Annotated in this window: 21 protein-coding genes and 1 pseudogene; 8 read left to right on the top strand and 14 right to left on the bottom strand. The window is 66.8% G+C overall.

Annotation, left to right across the window (positions count from 1 at the left end; all coding sequences use genetic code 11):
• Nucleotides 1–2: 2 nt before the first annotated feature.
• From ACMVY4_RS04990 to ruvA, 5 genes and pseudogenes are all read right to left on the bottom strand, one after another.
• Nucleotides 3–440, bottom strand: a complete 438-nt coding sequence (locus ACMVY4_RS04990) for a biopolymer transporter ExbD (RefSeq protein WP_416899084.1) — start codon at nucleotides 438–440, stop codon at nucleotides 3–5.
• The gene (gene tolQ, locus ACMVY4_RS04995) at nucleotides 440–1,171 is read right to left on the bottom strand and encodes a protein TolQ (RefSeq protein ID WP_416899085.1); all 732 of its coding nucleotides are present in this window, start codon (nucleotides 1,169–1,171) and stop codon (nucleotides 440–442) included. Before tolQ ends, ACMVY4_RS04990 begins: the two co-directional genes overlap by 1 nt.
• Nucleotides 1,168–1,629 (bottom strand): tol-pal system-associated acyl-CoA thioesterase, encoded by a 462-nt coding sequence (ybgC, locus tag ACMVY4_RS05000; protein ID WP_416899086.1) that lies wholly within the window; start codon nucleotides 1,627–1,629, stop codon nucleotides 1,168–1,170. Before ybgC ends, tolQ begins: the two co-directional genes overlap by 4 nt.
• A complete protein-coding gene (ruvB, locus tag ACMVY4_RS05005; protein WP_416899087.1) occupies nucleotides 1,622–2,662 on the bottom strand; it encodes a Holliday junction branch migration DNA helicase RuvB in 1,041 nt (346 codons plus the stop codon). Before ruvB ends, ybgC begins: the two co-directional genes overlap by 8 nt.
• Nucleotides 2,659–3,260 (bottom strand): annotated as a pseudogene (ruvA, locus tag ACMVY4_RS05010) (Holliday junction branch migration protein RuvA). The gene ruvB and the pseudogene ruvA overlap by 4 nt, the downstream one beginning before the upstream one ends.
• 177 nt (nucleotides 3,261–3,437) lie before the next feature.
• On the opposite strand from ruvA, the gene ACMVY4_RS05015 reads away from it, so the two are divergent.
• Genes ACMVY4_RS05015 through ACMVY4_RS05025 form a run of 3 tightly spaced genes read left to right on the top strand, consistent with a single transcriptional unit; the run spans nucleotide 3,438 to nucleotide 6,033 of the window.
• A complete protein-coding gene (locus ACMVY4_RS05015) occupies nucleotides 3,438–4,457 on the top strand; it encodes a phosphotransferase family protein (RefSeq protein WP_416899088.1) in 1,020 nt (339 codons plus the stop codon).
• Entirely contained in the window at nucleotides 4,454–4,828 is a 375-nt protein-coding gene (locus tag ACMVY4_RS05020; protein WP_416899089.1) for a DUF6285 domain-containing protein, read from the top strand. The genes ACMVY4_RS05015 and ACMVY4_RS05020 overlap by 4 nt, the downstream gene beginning before the upstream one ends.
• Nucleotides 4,825–6,033 (top strand): acyl-CoA dehydrogenase family protein, encoded by a 1,209-nt coding sequence (locus ACMVY4_RS05025; RefSeq protein WP_416899090.1) that lies wholly within the window; start codon nucleotides 4,825–4,827, stop codon nucleotides 6,031–6,033. Before ACMVY4_RS05020 ends, ACMVY4_RS05025 begins: the two co-directional genes overlap by 4 nt.
• Before the next feature lie 13 nt (nucleotides 6,034–6,046).
• Here the strand turns inward: ACMVY4_RS05025 and ruvC are convergent, their stop codons facing one another.
• The 3 genes from ruvC to ACMVY4_RS05040 all read right to left on the bottom strand — a co-directional run bounded on the left by ruvC (nucleotide 6,047) and on the right by ACMVY4_RS05040 (nucleotide 8,333).
• Nucleotides 6,047–6,526, bottom strand: coding sequence for a crossover junction endodeoxyribonuclease RuvC (gene ruvC, locus ACMVY4_RS05030; RefSeq protein WP_416899091.1), 480 nt, complete (start codon nucleotides 6,524–6,526; stop codon nucleotides 6,047–6,049).
• Nucleotides 6,523–7,272, bottom strand: coding sequence for a YebC/PmpR family DNA-binding transcriptional regulator (locus ACMVY4_RS05035; RefSeq protein WP_416899092.1), 750 nt, complete (start codon nucleotides 7,270–7,272; stop codon nucleotides 6,523–6,525). The genes ruvC and ACMVY4_RS05035 overlap by 4 nt, the downstream gene beginning before the upstream one ends.
• A gap of 95 nt (nucleotides 7,273–7,367) precedes the next feature.
• Nucleotides 7,368–8,333 carry an alpha/beta hydrolase gene (locus ACMVY4_RS05040; RefSeq protein WP_416899093.1) on the bottom strand — a complete coding sequence of 322 codons (966 nt, stop codon included), beginning with the start codon at nucleotides 8,331–8,333 and terminating at the stop codon, nucleotides 7,368–7,370.
• 164 nt (nucleotides 8,334–8,497) lie between these two features.
• On the opposite strand from ACMVY4_RS05040, the gene ACMVY4_RS05045 reads away from it, so the two are divergent.
• From ACMVY4_RS05045 to ACMVY4_RS05055, 3 genes are read left to right on the top strand one after another with little or no spacing between them, the layout of a single operon-like run.
• A complete protein-coding gene (locus ACMVY4_RS05045) occupies nucleotides 8,498–9,184 on the top strand; it encodes a DUF6134 family protein (RefSeq protein ID WP_416899094.1) in 687 nt (228 codons plus the stop codon).
• Nucleotides 9,181–9,945: an SDR family NAD(P)-dependent oxidoreductase gene (locus tag ACMVY4_RS05050; RefSeq protein WP_416899095.1), complete on the top strand. Its 765-nt coding sequence runs from the start codon at nucleotides 9,181–9,183 to the stop codon at nucleotides 9,943–9,945. Before ACMVY4_RS05045 ends, ACMVY4_RS05050 begins: the two co-directional genes overlap by 4 nt.
• Entirely contained in the window at nucleotides 9,893–10,360 is a 468-nt protein-coding gene (locus ACMVY4_RS05055) for a nuclear transport factor 2 family protein (RefSeq protein WP_416899096.1), read from the top strand. The genes ACMVY4_RS05050 and ACMVY4_RS05055 overlap by 53 nt, the downstream gene beginning before the upstream one ends.
• A gap of 28 nt (nucleotides 10,361–10,388) precedes the next feature.
• On the opposite strand, the gene ACMVY4_RS05060 is transcribed toward ACMVY4_RS05055, so the two are convergent.
• Together ACMVY4_RS05060 and ACMVY4_RS05065 are read right to left on the bottom strand one after the other, a co-directional pair.
• A complete protein-coding gene (locus tag ACMVY4_RS05060) occupies nucleotides 10,389–11,912 on the bottom strand; it encodes an ABC transporter substrate-binding protein (RefSeq protein ID WP_416899097.1) in 1,524 nt (507 codons plus the stop codon).
• 101 nt (nucleotides 11,913–12,013) lie between these two features.
• Complete coding sequence (locus ACMVY4_RS05065; RefSeq protein WP_416899098.1) at nucleotides 12,014–13,531, bottom strand: ABC transporter substrate-binding protein; 1,518 nt, start codon at nucleotides 13,529–13,531, stop codon at nucleotides 12,014–12,016.
• Between the two features lie 144 nt (nucleotides 13,532–13,675).
• Between ACMVY4_RS05065 and ACMVY4_RS05070 the strand changes: the two genes are divergently transcribed.
• Complete coding sequence (locus ACMVY4_RS05070; RefSeq protein WP_416899099.1) at nucleotides 13,676–14,050, top strand: DOPA 4,5-dioxygenase family protein; 375 nt, start codon at nucleotides 13,676–13,678, stop codon at nucleotides 14,048–14,050.
• Nucleotides 14,051–14,181: 131 nt separating this feature from the next.
• On the opposite strand, the gene ACMVY4_RS05075 is transcribed toward ACMVY4_RS05070, so the two are convergent.
• Nucleotides 14,182–14,910, bottom strand: coding sequence for an SDR family NAD(P)-dependent oxidoreductase (locus tag ACMVY4_RS05075; protein ID WP_416899100.1), 729 nt, complete (start codon nucleotides 14,908–14,910; stop codon nucleotides 14,182–14,184).
• Between the two features lie 202 nt (nucleotides 14,911–15,112).
• Here ACMVY4_RS05075 and ACMVY4_RS05080 point away from each other — a divergent pair, with 202 nt between their 5' ends.
• Nucleotides 15,113–15,634 carry a hypothetical protein gene (locus ACMVY4_RS05080; RefSeq protein WP_416899101.1) on the top strand — a complete coding sequence of 174 codons (522 nt, stop codon included), beginning with the start codon at nucleotides 15,113–15,115 and terminating at the stop codon, nucleotides 15,632–15,634.
• On the opposite strand, the gene ACMVY4_RS05085 is transcribed toward ACMVY4_RS05080, so the two are convergent.
• The 3 genes from ACMVY4_RS05085 to pheA are packed head-to-tail and all read right to left on the bottom strand — an operon-like array spanning nucleotide 15,615 to nucleotide 18,605.
• Nucleotides 15,615–16,634: a prephenate/arogenate dehydrogenase family protein gene (locus ACMVY4_RS05085; protein WP_416899102.1), complete on the bottom strand. Its 1,020-nt coding sequence runs from the start codon at nucleotides 16,632–16,634 to the stop codon at nucleotides 15,615–15,617. The genes ACMVY4_RS05080 and ACMVY4_RS05085 overlap by 20 nt on opposite strands.
• Nucleotides 16,634–17,722, bottom strand: coding sequence for a histidinol-phosphate transaminase (hisC, locus tag ACMVY4_RS05090; protein ID WP_416899103.1), 1,089 nt, complete (start codon nucleotides 17,720–17,722; stop codon nucleotides 16,634–16,636). The genes ACMVY4_RS05085 and hisC overlap by 1 nt, the downstream gene beginning before the upstream one ends.
• Nucleotides 17,723–17,732: 10 nt before the next feature.
• Nucleotides 17,733–18,605, bottom strand: coding sequence for a chorismate mutase (gene pheA / locus ACMVY4_RS05095; protein WP_416899104.1), 873 nt, complete (start codon nucleotides 18,603–18,605; stop codon nucleotides 17,733–17,735).
• Between the last annotated feature and the right edge of the window lie 114 nt (nucleotides 18,606–18,719).

The raw sequence follows: 18,719 nt of genomic DNA on the forward strand, positions 1-18,719 counted from the left end.
GATCACTGCCCCACGCGCGAGGGCGCCTGGGCGACGAGGGCGACGCGCGTGAAGCCTGCAGCGTTGATCGCGCCCATCGCCTCGATGACGCGGCCGTAATTGATGGAGGCGTCGCCGCGCACGAAGATGCGGCGCTCCTGATTGCCGTCGGTAATGGCGATCAGGGTCGGCACCAGTTCACCCAGGTCGATCTCCTTTTCCTGCACATAGATCCTGCCCTGGTCGTCGATGGTCACCGCCAGCGGCTCGTCCAGCCCCTGCAGCGTCGGCGCCACGGCCTTCGGCAGTTCGACGGGCACGCCCACCGACAGCAGCGGCGCGGCGATCATGAACACCACCAGCAGCACCAGCATGACGTCGACGAACGGCGTCACGTTGATCTCCGACATGGGGCTGAAGCGCTTGCGGCGGAAGCGGCCGCCGTGAACCTGGATGGCCATCAGTCGGAATCCCCCTCGTCGAGCTGGCGGGACATGATCGCCGAGAACTCGCCGGCGAAGCCTTCGAGCCGCGTGGCGTAGCGGGCGATGTCGTTGGCGAACTTGTTGTAGGCGACGGTTGCCGGGATGGCCGCGACCAGACCCAGCGCGGTGGCGAACAGCGCCTCGGCGATGCCCGGCGCAACGACCGACAGCGAGGTGTTGTTGGTCGCGGCAATGGACTGGAAGCTGTTCATGATTCCCCAGACGGTACCGAACAGACCGACGAAGGGCGCCGTCGAACCGACGGTCGCCAGCACGCCCAGATAGCGTTCCAGCCGGTCGACCTCCCGGTCGATGGTGATCCGCATGACCTGGCTGATGCGCTCCTGCAGCCCGGCGCGCAGGTTGTTGCGCCGCGCCAGTCCGCGTTCGGCGGTGCGGCGCCATTCCCGCATCGCGCCCGCGAACAGCACCGACATCGGGTGGTTGGCGTCGGCCCCGATCTCGTCATAGAGGGTTTCCAGATTGCCGCCCGACCAGAACTGCCGCTCGAACTCGTCGGCCTGACGCGAGACCCGGCGGTAGCGGATCCATTTCTCGAAGATGATCGCCCAGCACCAGATCGATGCGAACAGCAGCGCGATCATGACGATCTGCACCACGATGTCGGCGCGCAGGAACAGCCCCCACATGGACAGGTCGATGCTGCCTGCGTTGGCGAACTGCTCCGCGATCACTTCCTGATTCATGATTCTTCTTCCTCGCCCCTCGCCGCCAGCCCTTCCATGGCCTGGCGGATGTCCGTCGGAATGCGCCTCGGTCTGCCCCCGAGGCCGATGAATGCCGCGCGCACGCGCGAGCGGACCAGCGCCTCGCCGCCGCGCAGCACGTCCTGGTCCAGCGTGATGGTTGCGCCCTTTAGCGCGACCAGCCGCGTGGCGACAACCAGATCGTCGTCCAGGCGGGCTGGCGACAGGTACTCGATCGTCACGTCTCGCACGGCGAACATGGCGCCCTCGCCGTCGCCCAGCATGGCCTGCTGATCGACCCCCAGGCCGCGCAACAGGTCGGACCGCGCTCGCTCGGTGAACTTCAGATAGTTGGCATAGTAGACGATGCCGCCGGCGTCGGTGTCCTCCCAGTAGACGCGCACGGGGAAGAGATGCGCATCGCCCTCGATCCGGCCGCTCGCGCCCCGCTCAGCCATCGTCGCGGTCCAGCATGTCCATCTGGGCCGTGGCCGACTTAGGCGCGGGCAGACCGATATGGTCCCAGGCTGCCGCCGTCAGCATACGGCCCCTTGGGGTACGGACGATCAGCGCGTTCTGGATCAGATAGGGCTCGATGATGTCCTCGATTGCGTCGCGCGGCTCGGACAGCGCAGCGGCCAGATTGTCGACGCCGACCGGGCCGCCGCCATAGCTCTCGGCGAGGCAGCGGATGTAGCGCCGGTCCATCGCGTCCAGGCCTTTCTGGTCCACCTCCAGGCGCTGCAGGGCGGCGTCGGCCTTCACCGCATCGACCTCGCCGGTCCCGGCGACGGCGGCGAAATCGCGGACCCTGCGCAGCAGCCGGCCGGCGACGCGTGGCGTCCCGCGGGAGCGGCGGGCGATCTCGGCGGCGCCGTCGGCGGTCAGCTTCAGCCCCAGCACGCCCGCGCCGCGGCGGACGATGCTCTCCAGTTCCGCCGGGGTGTAGAATTCCAGCCGGCAGGGGATGCCGAAACGGTCCCGCAGCGGCGTCGTCAGCAGCCCCGACCGCGTGGTCGCCGCCACCAGCGTGAAGGGCGGCAGGTCGATCTTGACGGAACGCGCAGCCGGGCCTTCGCCGATCACCAGATCCAGCTGAAAATCTTCCATGGCCGGATATAGGATTTCTTCTACGGCAGGATTAAGGCGGTGAATCTCGTCGATGAACAGGACGTCGCGGGCTTCCAGATTGGTAAGGATCGCCGCCAGATCGCCGGCCCGCGCAATCACCGGGCCCGAGGTCGCGCGGAAGCCGACGCCCAGTTCCCGCGCCACGATCTGCGCCAGCGTGGTCTTGCCCAGGCCTGGCGGGCCGAAGAACAGCGTGTGGTCCATCGCCTCGCCGCGGCTGCGGGCGGCGTCGATGAAGACGCGCAGATTCTCCCGCACCTTGGCCTGACCGACGAAATCAGTGAGTTCCAGCGGCAGCAGGCTGGCCTCGCCGCCGTCTTCCTCGCGGCGCTCGGTGGTGACGATGCGCTCCTCGCTCACCGCGCCAGCTCCTTCAGGCCGCCGGTGATCAGCTTCTCGACCGTGACGTCATCGCCCAGCGCCGCCTCGGCCCGCGCGATCGCCGATTCGGCCTCCCCGCGGCGGTAGCCGAGATTGGTCAGCGCCGACAGCGCCTCTGCCGCGGGTCCCCTTGCCGCCGGCGCGCGGCCGCGGCAAGCCCGGGCGCATCGGGCAGGGCGCCAACCTTCTCGCGGAGTTCCGTCACAATGCGCTGGGCCAGCTTCTTGCCGACGCCCGGCGCGCGGGTGACGGCGGTGACGTCGCCCGAGGCGATGGCGTGCCGCAGCTCGTCCACCGGGAATGCGGAAAGAATCTGCAGCGCCACCTTGGCGCCAACGCCCTGGACCGACTGCAGCAGGCCGAAGCTTTCCTTCTCGGCCGCATCGGCGAAACCGTAGAGGTGAATGTGATCCTCGCGGACATGGGTCTCGACCTCGACGCGGACCTCTGCGCCGGGTTGGCCCAGCGCCGACAGCGTGCGGCCCGAGCAGAAGACGAGGTAGCCGACGCCACCGACATCGATGACGGCGTGATCCGCGGCAACGCGGTCGAGAATGCCTTTCAGCGTGGCGATCATGGGGGGCGGGTCCGGACCAATTCGTTATCGCTCCGTTCTAGCAGATTCCGGGCGCGCCCGCAGACCCGGCCACAGCTTTGTCATCGATGCCCGGCAGCCCGCCGGAACTGCCGGAAGACGCGGCCCGCGCCCGGGTGCTAGAAAGCGCCGGGGCGGCGCATCCGGGGAGGGAGACGCATGACCGCATCGAAGGCGCTCGACGAACCGGCGTTCGTCGAGAAGCTGACCCGCGCCGTGCGGCGGCGGTTCGGCGATACCGCCGATGTCCGGCCGGTGGGCGAGCCCAGCATGGGCGGCATCAACCACACGGCCATCTTCGACGTCGCCGAAGGCGGCGGTGCGGCCCGGCGGCTGGTGTTGCGCCGGGAAACCTACGAGGGCACCGGCAACCCGTTCCTGCCATCGCACAAGCAATACAGTCTGCTGGAAGTGGCGCATGCGCGCGATCTGCCTGTGCCGGAACCCGTCTTCGAGCTGGAGCCGGCGGACGGGCTCGGCCAGGGCTTCGTCATGGGCTTCGTCGACGGGGAGACCCTGCCGCGGCGGATCAACAACGACCCGCGTTTCGACACGATCCGGCCCGGCCTCGCGGCCCGCTGCGGCGAACTGCTGGCCGCGATCCACGACTTCGGTCTTGAGGCGACGGACTTCCTCGCAGACGTGGCCGACACGATCGATCCGCTGGCGGCTCAGCGAGAACGGCTGGACCTCTACCGCGAACCGCATCCGGCCCTCGAACTCGGCCTGCGCTGGCTGGAACTGAACCGTCCCGAGGGCGGCGACCGGGTGTCGCTGCATGGCGATTTCCGGAACGGCAATTTCATCGTGAACGACAGCGGCGTCGCCGCAATCCTCGACTGGGAGTGCAGCCATCACGGCCGCCCGATGGAGGATCTCGGCTGGCTCTGCGTCCCGTCCTGGCGCTTCGGCAATCTGGACCGGCCTGTCGGCGGCTTCGGGGAGCGCGCCGATCTCTACGCCGCCTACGAGGCCGCGAGCGACCGAAAGGTGGACGACGAGGAAGTCCGCTACTGGGAGATCTTCGGCATGGTCCGCTGGGCGGTGCTGAACGTCATGCAGGGCTTCGGGCATGTGCATGAGGGACGGCGGTCGATGGTCTGGGCCGCCTGCGGGCGCAATGTCGCCATGGTCGAGCACGAACTGATGCAGGCGCTGAACGGGAGGGGACCGCGATGAAACAGGATCAGCCCGCCGCCCACGATCTTGTCGGCACCGTCCGGGACTATCTGGAAGGTCTTGCCGGCAAGATCGACGAGACGCACCGCTTCGATCTGCGCGTCGCGACCCATCTGCTCGGCATCGTCGAGCGGGAACTGCGTGACCGTCCGGATTTCGATGCTTCTGAACGCGAGACGCTGCGCGGTCTGACGAACGCCGCGGACGGCGAGAGCGAGATCGACGCGCTCTGCCGCGCGCTGCGCGCCGGCGATCTCGACGACCGCTGGGACGAGGCGATGGCGGCGGTGATGCGCAGCGTGGAATTGAAGATGGAAGTCGTCCGGCCCTCTGCGCTTGAGCGGCCGGACAGGGGAGGGAAGAGCCGATGAATTTCGAGACGTCCGACAAGGTGAAGGACCTGCAGGCGCGTGTCGTCGCCTTCATGGATGAGCACGTCTATCCGCTGGAGCACGACTACGACCGCCACGTCGCCGAGGCCGGGGGCTGGACCACGCCGCCGGTGATCGACGAGTTGAAGGAGAAGGCGAAGGCGACAGGGCTGTGGAACCTGTTCATGCCCGACGAGCGCTATGGCGCCGGCCTGACCAATCTGGAATACGCCCCGCTGGCCGAGATCATGGGCCGCGTCGAATGGGCTTCCGAGGTCTTCAACTGCTCGGCCCCGGACACAGGCAACATGGAAACGCTGGCCCGTTACGCCGACGAGGATCAGAAGAAGCGGTGGCTGGAACCGCTGCTCACCGGCGAGATCCGCTCCTGCTTCTCCATGACCGAACCGGCGGTGGCCTCCTCGGATGCGACGAACATCGAGTGCCGCATCACCCGCGACGGCGACGACTATGTGATCAACGGCCGGAAGTGGTTCTCCTCAGGCTTCGCAAACGAGCGCTGCCGGCTGGTGATCGTCATGGGCAAGACGGCGCCGGACGATCCCGACCGCTACCGCCAGCAGTCGATGATCCTGGTGCCGAAGGATGCGCCCGGCCTGCGCCTCGAGCGCAACCCGACCACCTTCGGCTACACCGGCGCGCCGGGCGGCCATCCCGAGATCGTCTTCGAGAATGTGCGGGTGCCGGCCTCCAGCATCCTGCTCGGCGAGGGCCGGGGCTTCGAGATCGCTCAGGGTCGTCTCGGGCCGGGGCGGATCCATCACTGCATGCGTTTCATCGGCTCGGCCCAGCGCGCCCTGGAGCTGATGTGCCAGCGCGCCGAGAGCCGCAGCGCCTTCGGCCGGAAACTCTCGGAGCACGGATCGCTGCGCGAAGACATCGCGAAGTCCTTCTGCGATATCGAGCAGGCCCGGCTTCTGACGCTGATGGCCGCCGACAAGATGGACCGGGAGGGCAGCAAGGCCGCCCGCGACCTGATCGCCGCCGCGAAGATCGTCGTGCCGAAGATGGCGACCGAGGTGATCGACCGGGCCATGCAGGTTCACGGCGCCAAGGGCTTCACCGAGGACACCTTCCTGCCCAAGGCCTGGACATGGGCGCGCTATATCCGCGTGGGCGACGGACCCGATCAGGTGCACATGTCGTCGCTGGCGCGCCAGCTGCTGAAGCGCCACGCCGGCTGAGGCAAAGGGCCGGTCAGCGCACCCCGTGATGGGCGTGGCAGATGGCGGCGGCGAGCGCGTCGGTGGCGTGCTCGTTGGACTGTTTCGCGCCGGGCAGCAGGGTCTTCACCATCAGGGCGATCTGATCCTTGTGTGCGTGGCCGGTGCCGACCACGGCCTTCTTGATCGCGTTCGGCGCGTATTCGGTGACCGGCAGGCCGTTCAGCGAGGCGACCAGCAGGGACACGCCGCGCGCCTGACCCAGCTTCAGGGTCGAAGTCGGGTTCTTGTTGACGAAGGTCTCCTCGACCGCGGCGACGTCGGGCCGCCACTCGGCGATGACCTGCTGCAGCCCGTCATGCAGCTGCACCAGCCGCTCGGCCAGCGTGGCCTTCGGGTCGGAGGCCACCGACCCGTCGGCTACCCAGATCAGGCGGTTGCCCTCGGCGTCGACGATGCCCCAGCCGGTATGGCGCAGGCCCGGGTCGAGGCCGATCAGGCGGGTGCGGGTCACCCCGCGAGCTTCGCCATGACTTCGTCGGAGACCTCGAAGTTGGAATGCACCTTCTGGACATCGTCGCTGTCGTCCAGCGTGTCGACCAGCTTCAGTAGCGTGCCGGCCTTCTCCTCGTCGATCTCGACGGTGTTCTGCGGACGCCAGACGAGGCCGGCCTCGCGCGCTTCGCCGAAGGCGCTCTCCAGGGCATCGCGGACATCGGCGAAGCTCTCGACGGCGCAGATCACCTCATGGCCGTTGTCGGTTGATTGCACGTCGTCCGCGCCGGCTTCGACCGCGGCCTCGAACATGGCCTCCGCATTGGCGGCGTCCGACGGATATTCGATGACGCCGACATGATCGAACATGAAGGAAACCGAGTTGGTCTCGCCCAGTGAGCCGCCATGCTTCGAGAAGGCGGACCTGACTTCCGACGCCGTCCGGTTGCGGTTGTCTGTCAGCGCCTCGACGATCAGCGCGACGCCGCCGGGGCCGTAGCCCTCATAGCGGATGGTCTCGAACTGGTCCGCCGCGCCGTCGCCGGTCGCCCGCTTGATGGCGCGGTCGATATTGTCGTTCGGCATGTTCTCCTTGCGCGCGGCGATAATGGCCGAGCGCAGGCGCGGATTGGCGGACGGATCCTCGCCGCTCTCCTTCACCGAGACGGTGATCTCCCGCGCAAGCTTGGTGAACAGCTTGGCGCGCTTCGCGTCCTGCGCGCCCTTGCGGTACATGATGTTCTTAAATTGTGAATGGCCGGCCATGCGCCGCTCCCTCAACGAACTGTCCTGATTGCGCTCTCTTTAGCCTCAAATCGGGCCGGCGGGTCAAGCGCGGCGCGATGCCCGGCGCACAGAGGTCACGGCAGCGCCCTCACCCAGGCGATCACCTCGTCGGCGAGCGGTCCGGTCCGCTCCGGTTCCATGATCTCGCCGGCGATGACGTGATGGCTGTTGCCGGTGCCTTCCACGTCGATCCAGTGCTTCGGGCCGCCCCAGCGGTCGTGGATCTTCCGCGTGGCCTCGGGCTTCACCACCTCGTCGTCGGGGGCGTGCAGGACGAGCAGGGGCTGACGCGCCTTCGTGAAGTCGAGGTCGCGGACATGCTTCACCAGCGCGATCATCGGCAGCACGGCGACGACCGGATATCGGGTCGTCCAGGCGAGATTGTGCGCAGCGTCGCCACTGGTGAACTCTCGTTCCTTTCCGAAGATCAGCGGCACGATCCGGCGCATCCAGGGCAATGTCAGATAGTCCGCGCCGGGCGCCTGCACCCCGAAATTCGGCGAGACGAAGACGAAGCCGGCGATGTCCTTCGACAGCGCGGGATCGGGAGCGAAGAAGGCCGAGGCGGTGGCTCCGGTCGAGGTCGCCACGACCAGCACCTTCCGGCCGATCCGGCGTCCGACCTCGATGGCCTCGGCGGCGTCGTTCAGCCAGTCGCCGGCTTCGGCTTCGGCCATGGCTTCGCCGGTGCGTCCATGTCCGGTCAGGCGGGTATAGAAGACGTTGGCGTCCAGCGCCTCGGCGACGAGATCGGGCAGGGGCCGGATTTCCGTCTTCGAAGCGGAGAAGCCATGCACATAGACGACGGCCCAGTCGGTCACCCGCTTCGTCGCCGGATCGCGCCAGACGATTTCCTTCTGCAGGCCCTCGCGGATGTCGGAGAAGCGAGCTTCCGACTGCGCCAGTACCGCCTCCGGGTCGGCGCCCAGCGTCGCCGGATCGAAACGGATCGTGGCGTCGATCCGCTCCCGTGGTCCCAGAAGGAAAAGCGCCGCCAGCGCCGCAGCGAATGCGATGAGGGTGTACAGAACCATGCGCATCCATGCTCCTTCCGGGCGACTGCCGTTGATCGGGGCGGGCATCATCACCATGCAATAGGCCGGTGGGCAAGCTTCGGGCCTGTCACCTGTGATCCACCCCCGCAAAGAGGGCGTAGCCAATGACACGATACTTTCGATCCCGAACCAGGACGACACGTCTGCCCATGAAGACGCCATCTGCCGTGCTTGCCAGCCTGTTTCTCGCGGCCCTGCCGGCGGGCGCCGGAGCGACGACCGCGTTCGACCCGCTCGCCGCCTATGGCGACCGCATGAGCTTCGAGGTCTACCGTGACGACAGCCGCATCGGCACGCACGAGGTCCGCTTCCGCCGTGACGGCGAGAGCGTGGCGGTGGATGTGAATTTCGACGTCGCGGTGAAGATGCTCGGTCTGACGGTCTACCGGTTCTCCTACGATTCCGATTCGGTCTGGCGCGACGGCAGGCCCGAGCGGCTGGTCTCCAGGATCGACGACGATGGAACGCCGAGCGAGGTCCGTGCGGAAATGGCCAATGGCGCGACGGTGGTCTCGGGGCCGAAGGGCACGGTCAGCCGCGATGGCGTCATCTTCCCGACCAATCACTGGAACCCGGCCGTGGTGAGCGAGAATGTCGTCGTCAACACGCTGACCGGCGAACTGGCGGAAGTGCGCATCGCGCCGGCCGGCACCGAAACGGTGAATACCAACCTCGGACCTGTCCGGGCGGTCCGCTACAGCTATTCCGGCGACCTGCGCGACACCAGCGTCTGGTACGACGACAAGGGCCGCTGGGTGAAGCTGGCCTTCACCGACAGCCGCGGGGGCCGGGTCGAATACCGCTGCATCGAATGCGGCAGGGCGGGTGCGCAATGAGCGGGCTGGTCTGGATCACCGGCGCGAGCCAGGGCCTCGGACGGCAGGCCGCGCTGGAATTCGCGAAGCGCGGCTGGCGCGTCGCCGCGACGGCGCGCAACGAGGAGAACCTGAAGTCGCTGGAAGCGGAGGCGGCCGGACATCTGGGCGACGTCACCGCCTTTCCGGGCGACGTCACCGATCCGAAGCGCATGGCCGAGGTGATCTCGGAGATCGAGACGCAACTCGGCGACATCACGACCGCTGTGCTCAATGCGGGGACCTACTACCCGATGATGGGCCGGGATTTCAGCGCCGAGACGGTGCGGAAGCAGTTCGAAGCCAATGTCATGGGCGCCGCCTGGCCGCTGGAGCATCTGATCCCGCGGATGATCGCCCGCAAGCGCGGCCGCATCTATCTCGTCGCCTCGGTCTCCGGATATTGCGGCCTGCCGCGGGCCGGCGCCTACGGCATGACCAAGGCCGGGCTGATCAACCTGGCCGAATCGCTCAGGACCGAGCTGAAGCCACTGGGCGTGACGGTCGGCGTGGTCAATCCGGGCTTCATCGACACGCCGCTGACGCAGAAGAACGAATTCCCCATGCCGATGCTGATGCCGGTCGACAAGGCCGCGCGCGAGATGGTCGACGGCGTGCTTTCGGGCAAGTTCGAGGTCGTCTTCCCGCGCACCTTCGTGTGGCTGATGAAACTCGGAAGGATGCTTCCCTATGGTCTCTACTTCCCCCTCGCTCGCTACGTCACCCGCGGACGGGAGGCTTGACCGCTTCACCGGCTATTTCGAGGGGCTGGCGGAGACGGATCTGGCGCGGATCGGGGAGATCTATACCGAGGACGTGCACTTCGCCGATCCGTTCAGCGATTTCCGGGGCCTGCCGACCCTTACGGAAATCTTCCGCGGCATGTTCACCAAGATGCGCGACTACCGGCTGGTGATCGACGAGGCCGGGATGATCGGCCCGGATTCCGGTTTCGTGCGCTGGACCATGTCGGGTCATGTGAAGCAGCTCGGGCGGGACCTCTGGGTGGTCGAGGGCTGCAGCGTCATCCGCTTCGCCGATGACGGGCGTGTGCGCGAGCATATCGACTACTGGGACGCGGCCAGCCAGATGTACGAGCGCCTGCCCGTGATCGGATGGGTGCTGAGGAAGATCAGGGGCAGGCTGGCGCAGCACTGACGCCGGCCCGCCCCCGACGTTCACGCCGTCAGCCGGCGGTTTCCTTCCACAGGTAACGGACGTCCGGCACGCCCTGGAACAGGTCCAGTTGGCCCTTCACCGACTTGCTGGTGATGACGTAATGCTTGCGGCCGCCGGTGTAGAAGATCGGCACCTCGTCGTTCATCAGCCGGATGACATCGCACATGGCCGCGTTCCGTGCATCCTGGGTGGGGGCGACGCGCATCTTCACGACCAGCTCGTCCATCGCGGGATTGACGTATTTGGCCAGGTTGTAGGGGCTCTTCGAATGCAGCAGCGCGAAGAGCTGCGGGCCGACATCGCCGGTATCGGCGATGCGCCAGCCGGAGACGTTGTAGTTGTTGGTGAAGACCCGCTGGCGCAGCTGGAGCTGATCCACCGGCGTCAGGCTGGCGGTCATGCCGGCGCGGCGCATCAGCTGCTGCGTGATCTCGCCATACTCGCGGCCGCGCTGGGTCGAGGTGTGGATGACCTCGAAGTCGAGCGGCTTGCCATGCTTGGCCTCGTAGGCGGCGGCGAGTTCCTTGGCCTTCGCCGTGTCATGGTCGCGGTAGCCAGCGTCGCACTGGACATCGGGACCGAGCGGATGCTCGATCGCCGGGACGGTGTCCTTGTAGGAGACCTTCAGATAGGCCTTCTGGTCCCAGGCGTGCTGGAAGGCGCGGCGCGCATCGACATCGTCGAAGGGCGGCTTGGCGTTGTTCAGGAAGCCCATGATCGTGCCGGCGCCGACGCGCGAGTTGACCACCAGACGGTCGTCCTTCTCGGCCTTCAGGATGGTGTCGCCGCGGTCGGTCCAGATCATGTCGACCTCGCCCGACTGCAGCGCCGCGAAGCGGGTCGCCTGATCGGGAATGACGCGGAAGACAACGCGGTCCAGTTTGACCCTGTCGGCATCCCAGTAGTCCGGATTGCGGTCGACGATGAGGCGGTCGCCCGATCGCCACTCGGAGAACTTGAACGGCCCGGTGCCGACCGGGTGCCGCATCTGCTTCTCCTCGTTCACGTTCCGGCTGGAGGGCACGAAGCTGCCGAAGCTGTAGGAGCCGTGCATGGTTTCCGCCGGCACCCAGGGATGCGCGAGCTGGAAGGTGACCGTGTGGTCCCCGTCGGCGACGACGTTCTTCACCGGTCCGTAGAACAGCCGGCCGAAATACTTGTTGGCCGGATCCATCAGGCGGTTCCAGTGCTCGGCAACGTCACGGGCGGTGAAGTCGTCGCCATTGTGGAACTTCACGCCCTGTCGCAGCTGATAGGTGATCGAGGTGCCGTCCGGCGCGATCTCCCACGACGTGGCCAGTTGCGGGACAGCGCCGCCCTTGCCGTCCCATTCGGCAAGGCGCTCGGTCGTCGCGGCCATCACCGCACTGGCGGAGATGCCCAGAACGTTGGCCTTCAGAGCCTCGAAGCCGCGCAGGTCGGTTTCCAGCGCAACCACCAGCGTCTTGTCGTCCGCCGCCGCCGGTATGGCGGCGCCGGCAAGTGCAAGCGCCGCAGCGACGCCTGCAACAAGGTGTTTCCGGGTCTTCATCTTCCTTCTCCCTGTGAGCGGGGCCGGTTTCTCCGGGCCCCAACGAAAAAGGCGCGGCGTCCGAAGACGCCGCGCCCCTCTCTGGCGGACTGTCATGTCCGTCAGTTGATCGTCAGGTAGCGTACGTCGGGTACGCCCTGATAGAGCGGGCGCATCCCGCTGATGCCCTTCTGGGTGATGGTGTAGTGCTTGCGGCCGCCGCGGTACTGGATCGGCACCTCGTCGTTCATCAGCCGCACCACGTTGCACATGGCCTCGGCGCGGGATTCCTCGGTGCCCGCCGTCCGCATCTTGACCAGCAACTCGTCCATCTTCGGGTTGTTGTACTTGGTCAGGTTGTACGGGCTCTTGGAATGCAGCAGCGCGAACAGCTGCGGTCCCACGTCCTGCGCGTCGGCGATGCGCCAGCCGGACATGTTGTAGTTGTTGGTGAACACCTTCTGGCGCAGCTGCAGCTGGTCGACCGGCTGCAGGTTCACCGTGATGCCGGCGCGGCGGTTGAGCTGCTGCATGATCTCGCCGGACTCGCGGCCGCGCTGGGTCGAGGTGTGGATCATCTCGTAGGCGATCGGCGACCCCGTGGCGGCTTCGGCCTTGGCGGCGAATTCCTTCGCCATGGCGTTGTCCGGGCCGCGGTAGCCAGCGTCGCAGGTCGAGGATGCGCCCAGCGGATGTTCGACCGCCGGCACGGTGTCCTTGAACGAGACCTTCAGATAGGTGGCCTGGTTCCAGGCGTGCTGCACGGCGCGGCGCGCGTCGACATTGTCGAAGGGCGGCTTGGCCGTGTTCATGAAGTTGATGATGGCGCCCTGGCCGACGCGGCTGTGCACCGTCAGCTTGCCGTCCTCCATCGCCTTCTCGATGGTGTCGCCACGGTCGGTCCAGATCACGTCGACATCGCCCGACAGCAGCGCCGCATAGCGGGTCGCCTGATCGGGAATGATGCGGAAGACCACGCGGTCGATCGAGACCTTGTCGGCGTCCCAGTAGTTCGGGTTCTTGTCCACGATCACCCGGTCGCCCGAGCGCCATTCGGTCAGCATGTAGGCGCCGGTGCCCACCGGTTCGCGGTTCATGGTGTCCTCGGCCACGGCCCGGCTGGACGGCACGTAGGTGCCGAAATTCACGCCTGCATGCAGCCGTTCCATCGGCAGCCAGGGGTGCTTCAGCTGGAAGCTCACCGTGTGGTCGCCGTCGGCCACGACCTTCTCGATCGGGCTGAAGAACAGGCGGCCGAAATACTTGTTGGCCGGATCCAGCAGGCGCGACCAGTGCTCGACCACGTCGCGCGCGGTGAAGTCGTCGCCATTGTGGAACTTCACGCCCTGGCGCAGCGTGAAGGTGTAGGTCTTGCCATCGGCCGAGGCGGTCCACTCGGTGGCCAGCTGCGGTTCGATGTTCTCGTCGGCGTCACGCTGGATCAGACGGTCGTTCGTCGCATTCATCACCGTGCTGGCGGCGATGCCGAGGACGCGCGACTTGATGGCGTCGAAGCCGCGCAGATCCGTTTCGATGGCGACGGTCAGTTCCTTGGCGCCGGACGCCGACGGAGCTGACAGACCGGTAGCCAGTGCGGCGGTCGCGACCATCCCCGCGACCGCTCGTTTGAGCGAAATCATATTCTACCTCCCTGTTGCGGAAATCTTTTCGTTTCCGTGGCGGGAAGTGTCACCCCGTACCGGCGACCGGTCAACACACTGTTGAACCGCGGTCAGTTGCGCTGCGGCCGCGAACACGCCAATTCTGGCGGGAAGGAGAACGCCATGACCGACCATCCGAACCCGCGCCCGGCCAGCGACATCGAGGGCTACCACGCCCACATCTATTACCGGAACGACGCCGAGAAGGCAGAGGCCGCGGTGCTGCGCAGCCAGCTGTCCGCCGTCTTCGAGGTCGAGCTGGGGCGCTGGCGGGACCAGCCGGTCGGCCCGCATCCCCTGCCGATGTACCAGGTCGCCTTCGGGGTGGAGGAGTTTCCGGAATTCGTGCCCTGGCTGATGCTGAACCGGCGCGACCTGACCATCCTGATCCATCCCCGCACCGGCGAGGACGTGCCCGACCACGAGACCTTCCCGCTCTGGCTGGGCGAGAAACTGCCGCTGGACGTTGAGTTCCTGCGCCAGTTCGACAGGGCCTAGGTCGGCCCATCCTCCGCCGTCACCCCGGCCTTGAGCCGGGGTCCGGAGCGGCTTCGCCGCAAGACTGACGATCGACCGGATGCCGGCTCGGGGGCCGGCATGACGTCAGTGGTTTGCGGTGCCTTTCCGCCTCAGATCTGCAGCGAATAGCCGCCGTCGGCAGCCAGCGTCTGGCCGGTGACGAAGCCGGCGATGTCGTTGGAGGCGAGGAACAGCACCGGGCCGACCATGTCCTCCGGTTCGCCCCAGCGGCGCATCGGCGTCTTCTGCACGATGGCGTCGGAGATCTGCTCGTTCGTGTGGCTGACCTCGGTGATGTTGGTCTTCACATAGCCGGGCGCGAGACCGTTGACGCGGATCTGGTCCTTGGCGAAGGCGACGGCCAGTGTCTTGGTCAGGTTGACGACGGCGGCCTTGGAAGCGCCGTAGGCCGGGTTGCCGCGCACCGCGCCGAAGGCGGCCAGCGAGGCGACGTTGACGATGGCGCCGCGGCGCTTGGCCAGCTTCGGCCGGAAGCCGGTGCAGAGCTGCATCACCGCGTTGATGTTGACTTCCATCACCCGCCGGAAGCCCTCCATCTCGAACTCCTGACCGCGATAGAGCACCATGGCCCCGTTGTTGATCAGCACGTCCAGCGCGTCGATCGAGCCGATCAGTCGGTCGACCTGGTCCGGATCGCCGGCGTCGAACTGCCGGACGTCGAGCCCGTGCAGGTCGGTGTCATAGGCCTCGCGCGGCTTCGTGCCCGTCACGGTGACCGCCGCGCCGAGCTCACGGAAGGCGCGGGCCATGGCGTTGCCCATGCCGTTGGTGCCGCCGGTGATCAGCACCCGCCTGCCGGTGAAATCGAACTGCTTCATTGAAAGTCCCCTCCCTCATCCGGTTTGACCTTCCGGGCCCTGCGCATGACCTGCGCCGCGTGCTGCCCGGCCGGAGTCCGGCTTGTTGGCAATACCGGCTTCGAATTGCCTTTCAAAGCCGCAATAATCCTTCACCGGAGCTCCGGGCCCGGATCAAGGGCCGACATTGCTCGATGTATCGGAATACGAAGGCAACCTCAGAATGAAGACTGATGCAGTCCGGATGAGCCTTCCAAGATCCAGCATGAGTGGTTTCTGCAAGGTGATTTTCGCCCTTGTAGTCTGCTGGCCGAATCTGGCGGCCGCCGGCTCGTATGAGATCAGCCAGGGTCTGGCCGAGATGCAATTCATACCGGTATGCGTCGGTAGGCAAGAGACCGTCCGTTATGCGCGCATGCTGAGAACCTATATCGATCGCCATCCAGGCACCACTCTACCCGTTGCCTTGGCAAAGACATCAGGGCAGTTGATCGGCAATGGCGGGGATGATTTCAACTGCTATTACATGGATGCAAAGCCCATATACTATCATGACCCGCCGGATGTGATCGATTTTGCCCGAGAATTCGGCATAATCATCAAAAGATTCAATGGATCCGATCTTCTGTTCGCAAGAGCGGACATCATTGACGGCGCTGGAAAGATCATTACGGCCCGCGAAGTGGGAGATCTCATGTTTGTCCTCCCCTTCAATCCGGAAGAGGTCAAACGAAAGGCACACTAGAGGCGGCAAATGTCTGAGCCCGTTCGGTGAGTCCGGCTATCCGCTGCCGGCGAATACGGAAGGGCCCTATTTTTCCTCCGGCGGCACGTCGCTGGCCGAAGTTCGGTGCGTCCGTCTCCTGGCCGGCATCGATGATGGCGCGGCGGATCTCGCGGGTGCGGGTGAACAGGTTGAACAACGTCTCCCCGTCGCCCCATCGGATCGCGCGCTGCAGCGCCGTCAGGTCCTCGCTGAAGCGGCCGAGCATCTCCAGCACGGCTTCCCGGTTGTTCAGGAAGACGTCGCGCCACATGGTCGGATCGGAGGCGGCGATACGGGTGAAGTCGCGGAAGCCGGCGGCGGAGAACTTGATCACCTCCGACTTGGTCACGGCCTCCAGATCGTCCGCGGTGCCGACGATGTTGTAGGCGATCAGGTGCGGGATGTGGCTGGTGATGGCCAGCACCTGGTCGTGGTGCTTCGCGTCCATCTCCTCGACCAGCGCGCCCATGCCTTCCCAGAAGCTCCGGACCCGCGCGACGGAGTCCGCATCGGCGTGGCCGTTGGGCGTGATGATGGTCCAGCGGTTCCGGAACAGGCTGGCGAAACCGGCGGCCGGGCCGGAATTCTCGGTGCCGGCGATCGGGTGGGCGGGCACGAAACGGGCATGCGCGGGGAGAACGGGGCCGACCGCCTCGACGATCTTCTCCTTCACCGAGCCGACGTCGGAGACGATGGTGCCTTCGGCCAGCTCGCCGGCGATCTCGTGGGCAATGCCGCCCATCGCGCCCGGCGGGGTGCAGAGGATCACCAGATCGGCGCCGCGCACCGCCTCGGCGTTGGAGGCGAAGGCTTCCTCGACCAGACTGAGTTCCAGCGCCGTCTTGCGGTGCGCCGGGTCCGGCGTGGCGCAGACGATGGTCTCCGCCAGCCCGTTCTCGCGGGCCGCATGGGCAATGGAAGAGGCGATCAGGCCGATGCCGATCAGGCACAGCCTCCGGAAAGGTACGAAGTCGGACATCAGCTCGACAGGAACTCTTTCAGAGACCCGATCACCGCCAGGTTGTCATCCTCGGTCCCCACCGTGATGCGCAGGCAGTCCGGCAGGCCGTAGCCGGCCACGGGTCGGACGATGATGCCACGCTTCTTCAGGAAGGCGTCGGCCGCCTGCGCCTGCGCCTCGCCGCCGGGGAACCGGGCCAGCGCGAAATTGCCGATGGAGGAGGTGACCTCCAGGCCCATGCCGCGCAGCGCCTCGATCAGCCTTGGCAGCCAGATGTCGTTGTGGGTCCGCGCCGCGTCGATATGGGCGGTGTCCGACAGCGCCGCGATGGCGGCGGCCTGCGCGGCCAGATTGACGTTGAACGGCCCCCGCGCGCGGTGGAGCACGCCGATCACCTCTGCCGGCGCATAGCCCCAGCCGACCCGCAGCCCGGCCAGGCCGAAGATCTTCGAGAAGGTCCGCAGCATCATCGTGTTGTCGGTGCGGCCGGCCAGCTCGACGCCGGCGTCATAGTCGTTGCGGCTGACATATTCGGCATAGGCGGCGTCGATCACCAGCAGGATGTCGTCCCGCAGGCCCTCGCGCAGGCGCTCGACCTCGCCGCGCGGCAGATAGGTGCCGGTCGGGTTGTTCGGATTGGCCAGGAAGCAGATGCGGGTCCGCTCGGTCACCTTGTCCAGCAGCGCGTCGACACTGGCGGTCAGGTCGGTCTCCGGCGCCATCACCGGCGTCGCGCCATTGGCCTTCGCCGCGATCGGGTACATCAGGAAGCCGTGCCGGCTGAACAGGACCTCGTCGCCCGGACCGGCATAGGCAGAGACCAGCAGGCTGATCAGCTCGTCCGAACCGTTGGAGCAGATCAGCCGGTCGGGATCGAGACCGTAATGCGCGCCCAGCGCCTTCCTCAGCTTCACCGCGCCGCCGTCCGGATACTCGGAGATCCGCGTGGCGACATCGCGCAGCGCCTCGATGGCGCGCCGGCTCGGACCCAGCGGGGTCTCGTTGGCCGACAGCTTGCGGACATTCGCCAGGCCCTCGATTTCCGATTCACCGCCCTTGTAGGGGGTGATGTCCATCAGGCCGGGCTGCGGGGTGGGCGTGGTCATGGAGTTCTCCTCAATCGCCGTCCAGCACGCCGACCGGGCGCGGCGCGGCGCCGACCGCGAGGACGGAACTGATCGTTCCGCCCGACGCCGCCTCGACGCGGCGCAGCCTCTCGTCGTCGCGTCCGACGAAGCCCTGGACCTCGAGCAGCAGGTGCATGTAGCCCTCGGTCTGGCGCGCCACCATGACGCCGCCGGCCAGATCGGCCTCCTTCAGGATGCCGCTTAGGCGGGTGCGGGACAGTTCGGGGTCGGTGCGGGCGATCAGATAGCTGGTGTCGTCGCCCGAGGCCTCGGGCGGATAGGTGGCCACCACCATCATGCGCCGGCTCTCGAAGCGGCCGGTCGCGCTCTCGTAGAAGGGCAGCACGCCGACGATGTTCATGGTCTCGCTGTCCTCGGCGGCCAGATTCGGCCACCAGGGCTGCGCCTCGTCATGCTCGGGCCAGGGCAGCACGCCGATAGCGCCATTGCCCTCGCCGGCTTCCTGCAGCACCCGCTGCGGGCTGCCGCAGAGACGGATCGGCGTCAGCACGCCGAAATGGTTGCGCACCAGATCCCAGTGCGAGATCGACCGCTCCGGCGCGTAGAGCGCCACGCGCAGCGGCTGCTGCATGAAGCAGGCGGCCGACATGATCTCGCGCCAGATGCGCGCGACCGTCGCCGCGGGCAGGGCGCCGTCATGGCGCTCCAGCAGTCCGCGCATCAGGCCGGCCTCGCGGCCCGGCCGGACGAAGGCGGCATTGGAGCCTCCGGCGGTGCGCTTGGCCAGTCCGATGCGCTTGACCACGGCCGCACGCTCCCGCAACAGGCGGTGCAGCTCGCCGTCGATGCGGTCGATCTCTTCGCGCAGCTTGTCGAGGCTTGCCGTGGTGTCTTCCGGCATTCCGGCCCTCATTCCCTCATCGTCCCCAGGCGGCGGCGGAGCATAGTCAGAAGCACCCTTTGCGCAAAGCGTCAATCGCAGCGCCTGCGGCACCTTGAGCTTGCTGGACAACCA

This window comes from Minwuia sp., from assembly GCF_048007105.1.
Classification (GTDB): Bacteria; Pseudomonadota; Alphaproteobacteria; order Minwuiales; family Minwuiaceae; genus Minwuia.

Excerpts from the sequence above, each read along its gene's own strand:
- ACMVY4_RS05020 (WP_416899089.1), top strand. The coding sequence starts at position 4,454 with ATGAAACAGGATCAGCCCGCCGCCCACGATCTTGTCGGCACCGTCCGG.
- ACMVY4_RS05080 (WP_416899101.1), top strand. The coding sequence starts at position 15,113 with ATGAAGACTGATGCAGTCCGGATGAGCCTTCCAAGATCCAGCATGAGT.
- ACMVY4_RS05050 (WP_416899095.1), top strand. The coding sequence starts at position 9,181 with ATGAGCGGGCTGGTCTGGATCACCGGCGCGAGCCAGGGCCTCGGACGG.
- ybgC (WP_416899086.1), bottom strand. The coding sequence starts at position 1,629 with ATGGCTGAGCGGGGCGCGAGCGGCCGGATCGAGGGCGATGCGCATCTC.
- ACMVY4_RS04990 (WP_416899084.1), bottom strand. The coding sequence starts at position 440 with ATGGCCATCCAGGTTCACGGCGGCCGCTTCCGCCGCAAGCGCTTCAGC.
- ACMVY4_RS05065 (WP_416899098.1), bottom strand. The coding sequence starts at position 13,531 with ATGATTTCGCTCAAACGAGCGGTCGCGGGGATGGTCGCGACCGCCGCA.
- ACMVY4_RS05055 (WP_416899096.1), top strand. The coding sequence starts at position 9,893 with ATGGTCTCTACTTCCCCCTCGCTCGCTACGTCACCCGCGGACGGGAGG.
- ACMVY4_RS05025 (WP_416899090.1), top strand. The coding sequence starts at position 4,825 with ATGAATTTCGAGACGTCCGACAAGGTGAAGGACCTGCAGGCGCGTGTC.
- ACMVY4_RS05070 (WP_416899099.1), top strand. The coding sequence starts at position 13,676 with ATGACCGACCATCCGAACCCGCGCCCGGCCAGCGACATCGAGGGCTAC.
- pheA (WP_416899104.1), bottom strand. The coding sequence starts at position 18,605 with ATGCCGGAAGACACCACGGCAAGCCTCGACAAGCTGCGCGAAGAGATC.
- ACMVY4_RS05015 (WP_416899088.1), top strand. The coding sequence starts at position 3,438 with ATGACCGCATCGAAGGCGCTCGACGAACCGGCGTTCGTCGAGAAGCTG.
- ACMVY4_RS05040 (WP_416899093.1), bottom strand. The coding sequence starts at position 8,333 with ATGCGCATGGTTCTGTACACCCTCATCGCATTCGCTGCGGCGCTGGCG.
- ACMVY4_RS05075 (WP_416899100.1), bottom strand. The coding sequence starts at position 14,910 with ATGAAGCAGTTCGATTTCACCGGCAGGCGGGTGCTGATCACCGGCGGC.
- ACMVY4_RS05035 (WP_416899092.1), bottom strand. The coding sequence starts at position 7,272 with ATGGCCGGCCATTCACAATTTAAGAACATCATGTACCGCAAGGGCGCG.
- hisC (WP_416899103.1), bottom strand. The coding sequence starts at position 17,722 with ATGACCACGCCCACCCCGCAGCCCGGCCTGATGGACATCACCCCCTAC.
- ACMVY4_RS05060 (WP_416899097.1), bottom strand. The coding sequence starts at position 11,912 with ATGAAGACCCGGAAACACCTTGTTGCAGGCGTCGCTGCGGCGCTTGCA.
- ACMVY4_RS05085 (WP_416899102.1), bottom strand. The coding sequence starts at position 16,634 with ATGTCCGACTTCGTACCTTTCCGGAGGCTGTGCCTGATCGGCATCGGC.
- tolQ (WP_416899085.1), bottom strand. The coding sequence starts at position 1,171 with ATGAATCAGGAAGTGATCGCGGAGCAGTTCGCCAACGCAGGCAGCATC.
- ACMVY4_RS05045 (WP_416899094.1), top strand. The coding sequence starts at position 8,498 with ATGAAGACGCCATCTGCCGTGCTTGCCAGCCTGTTTCTCGCGGCCCTG.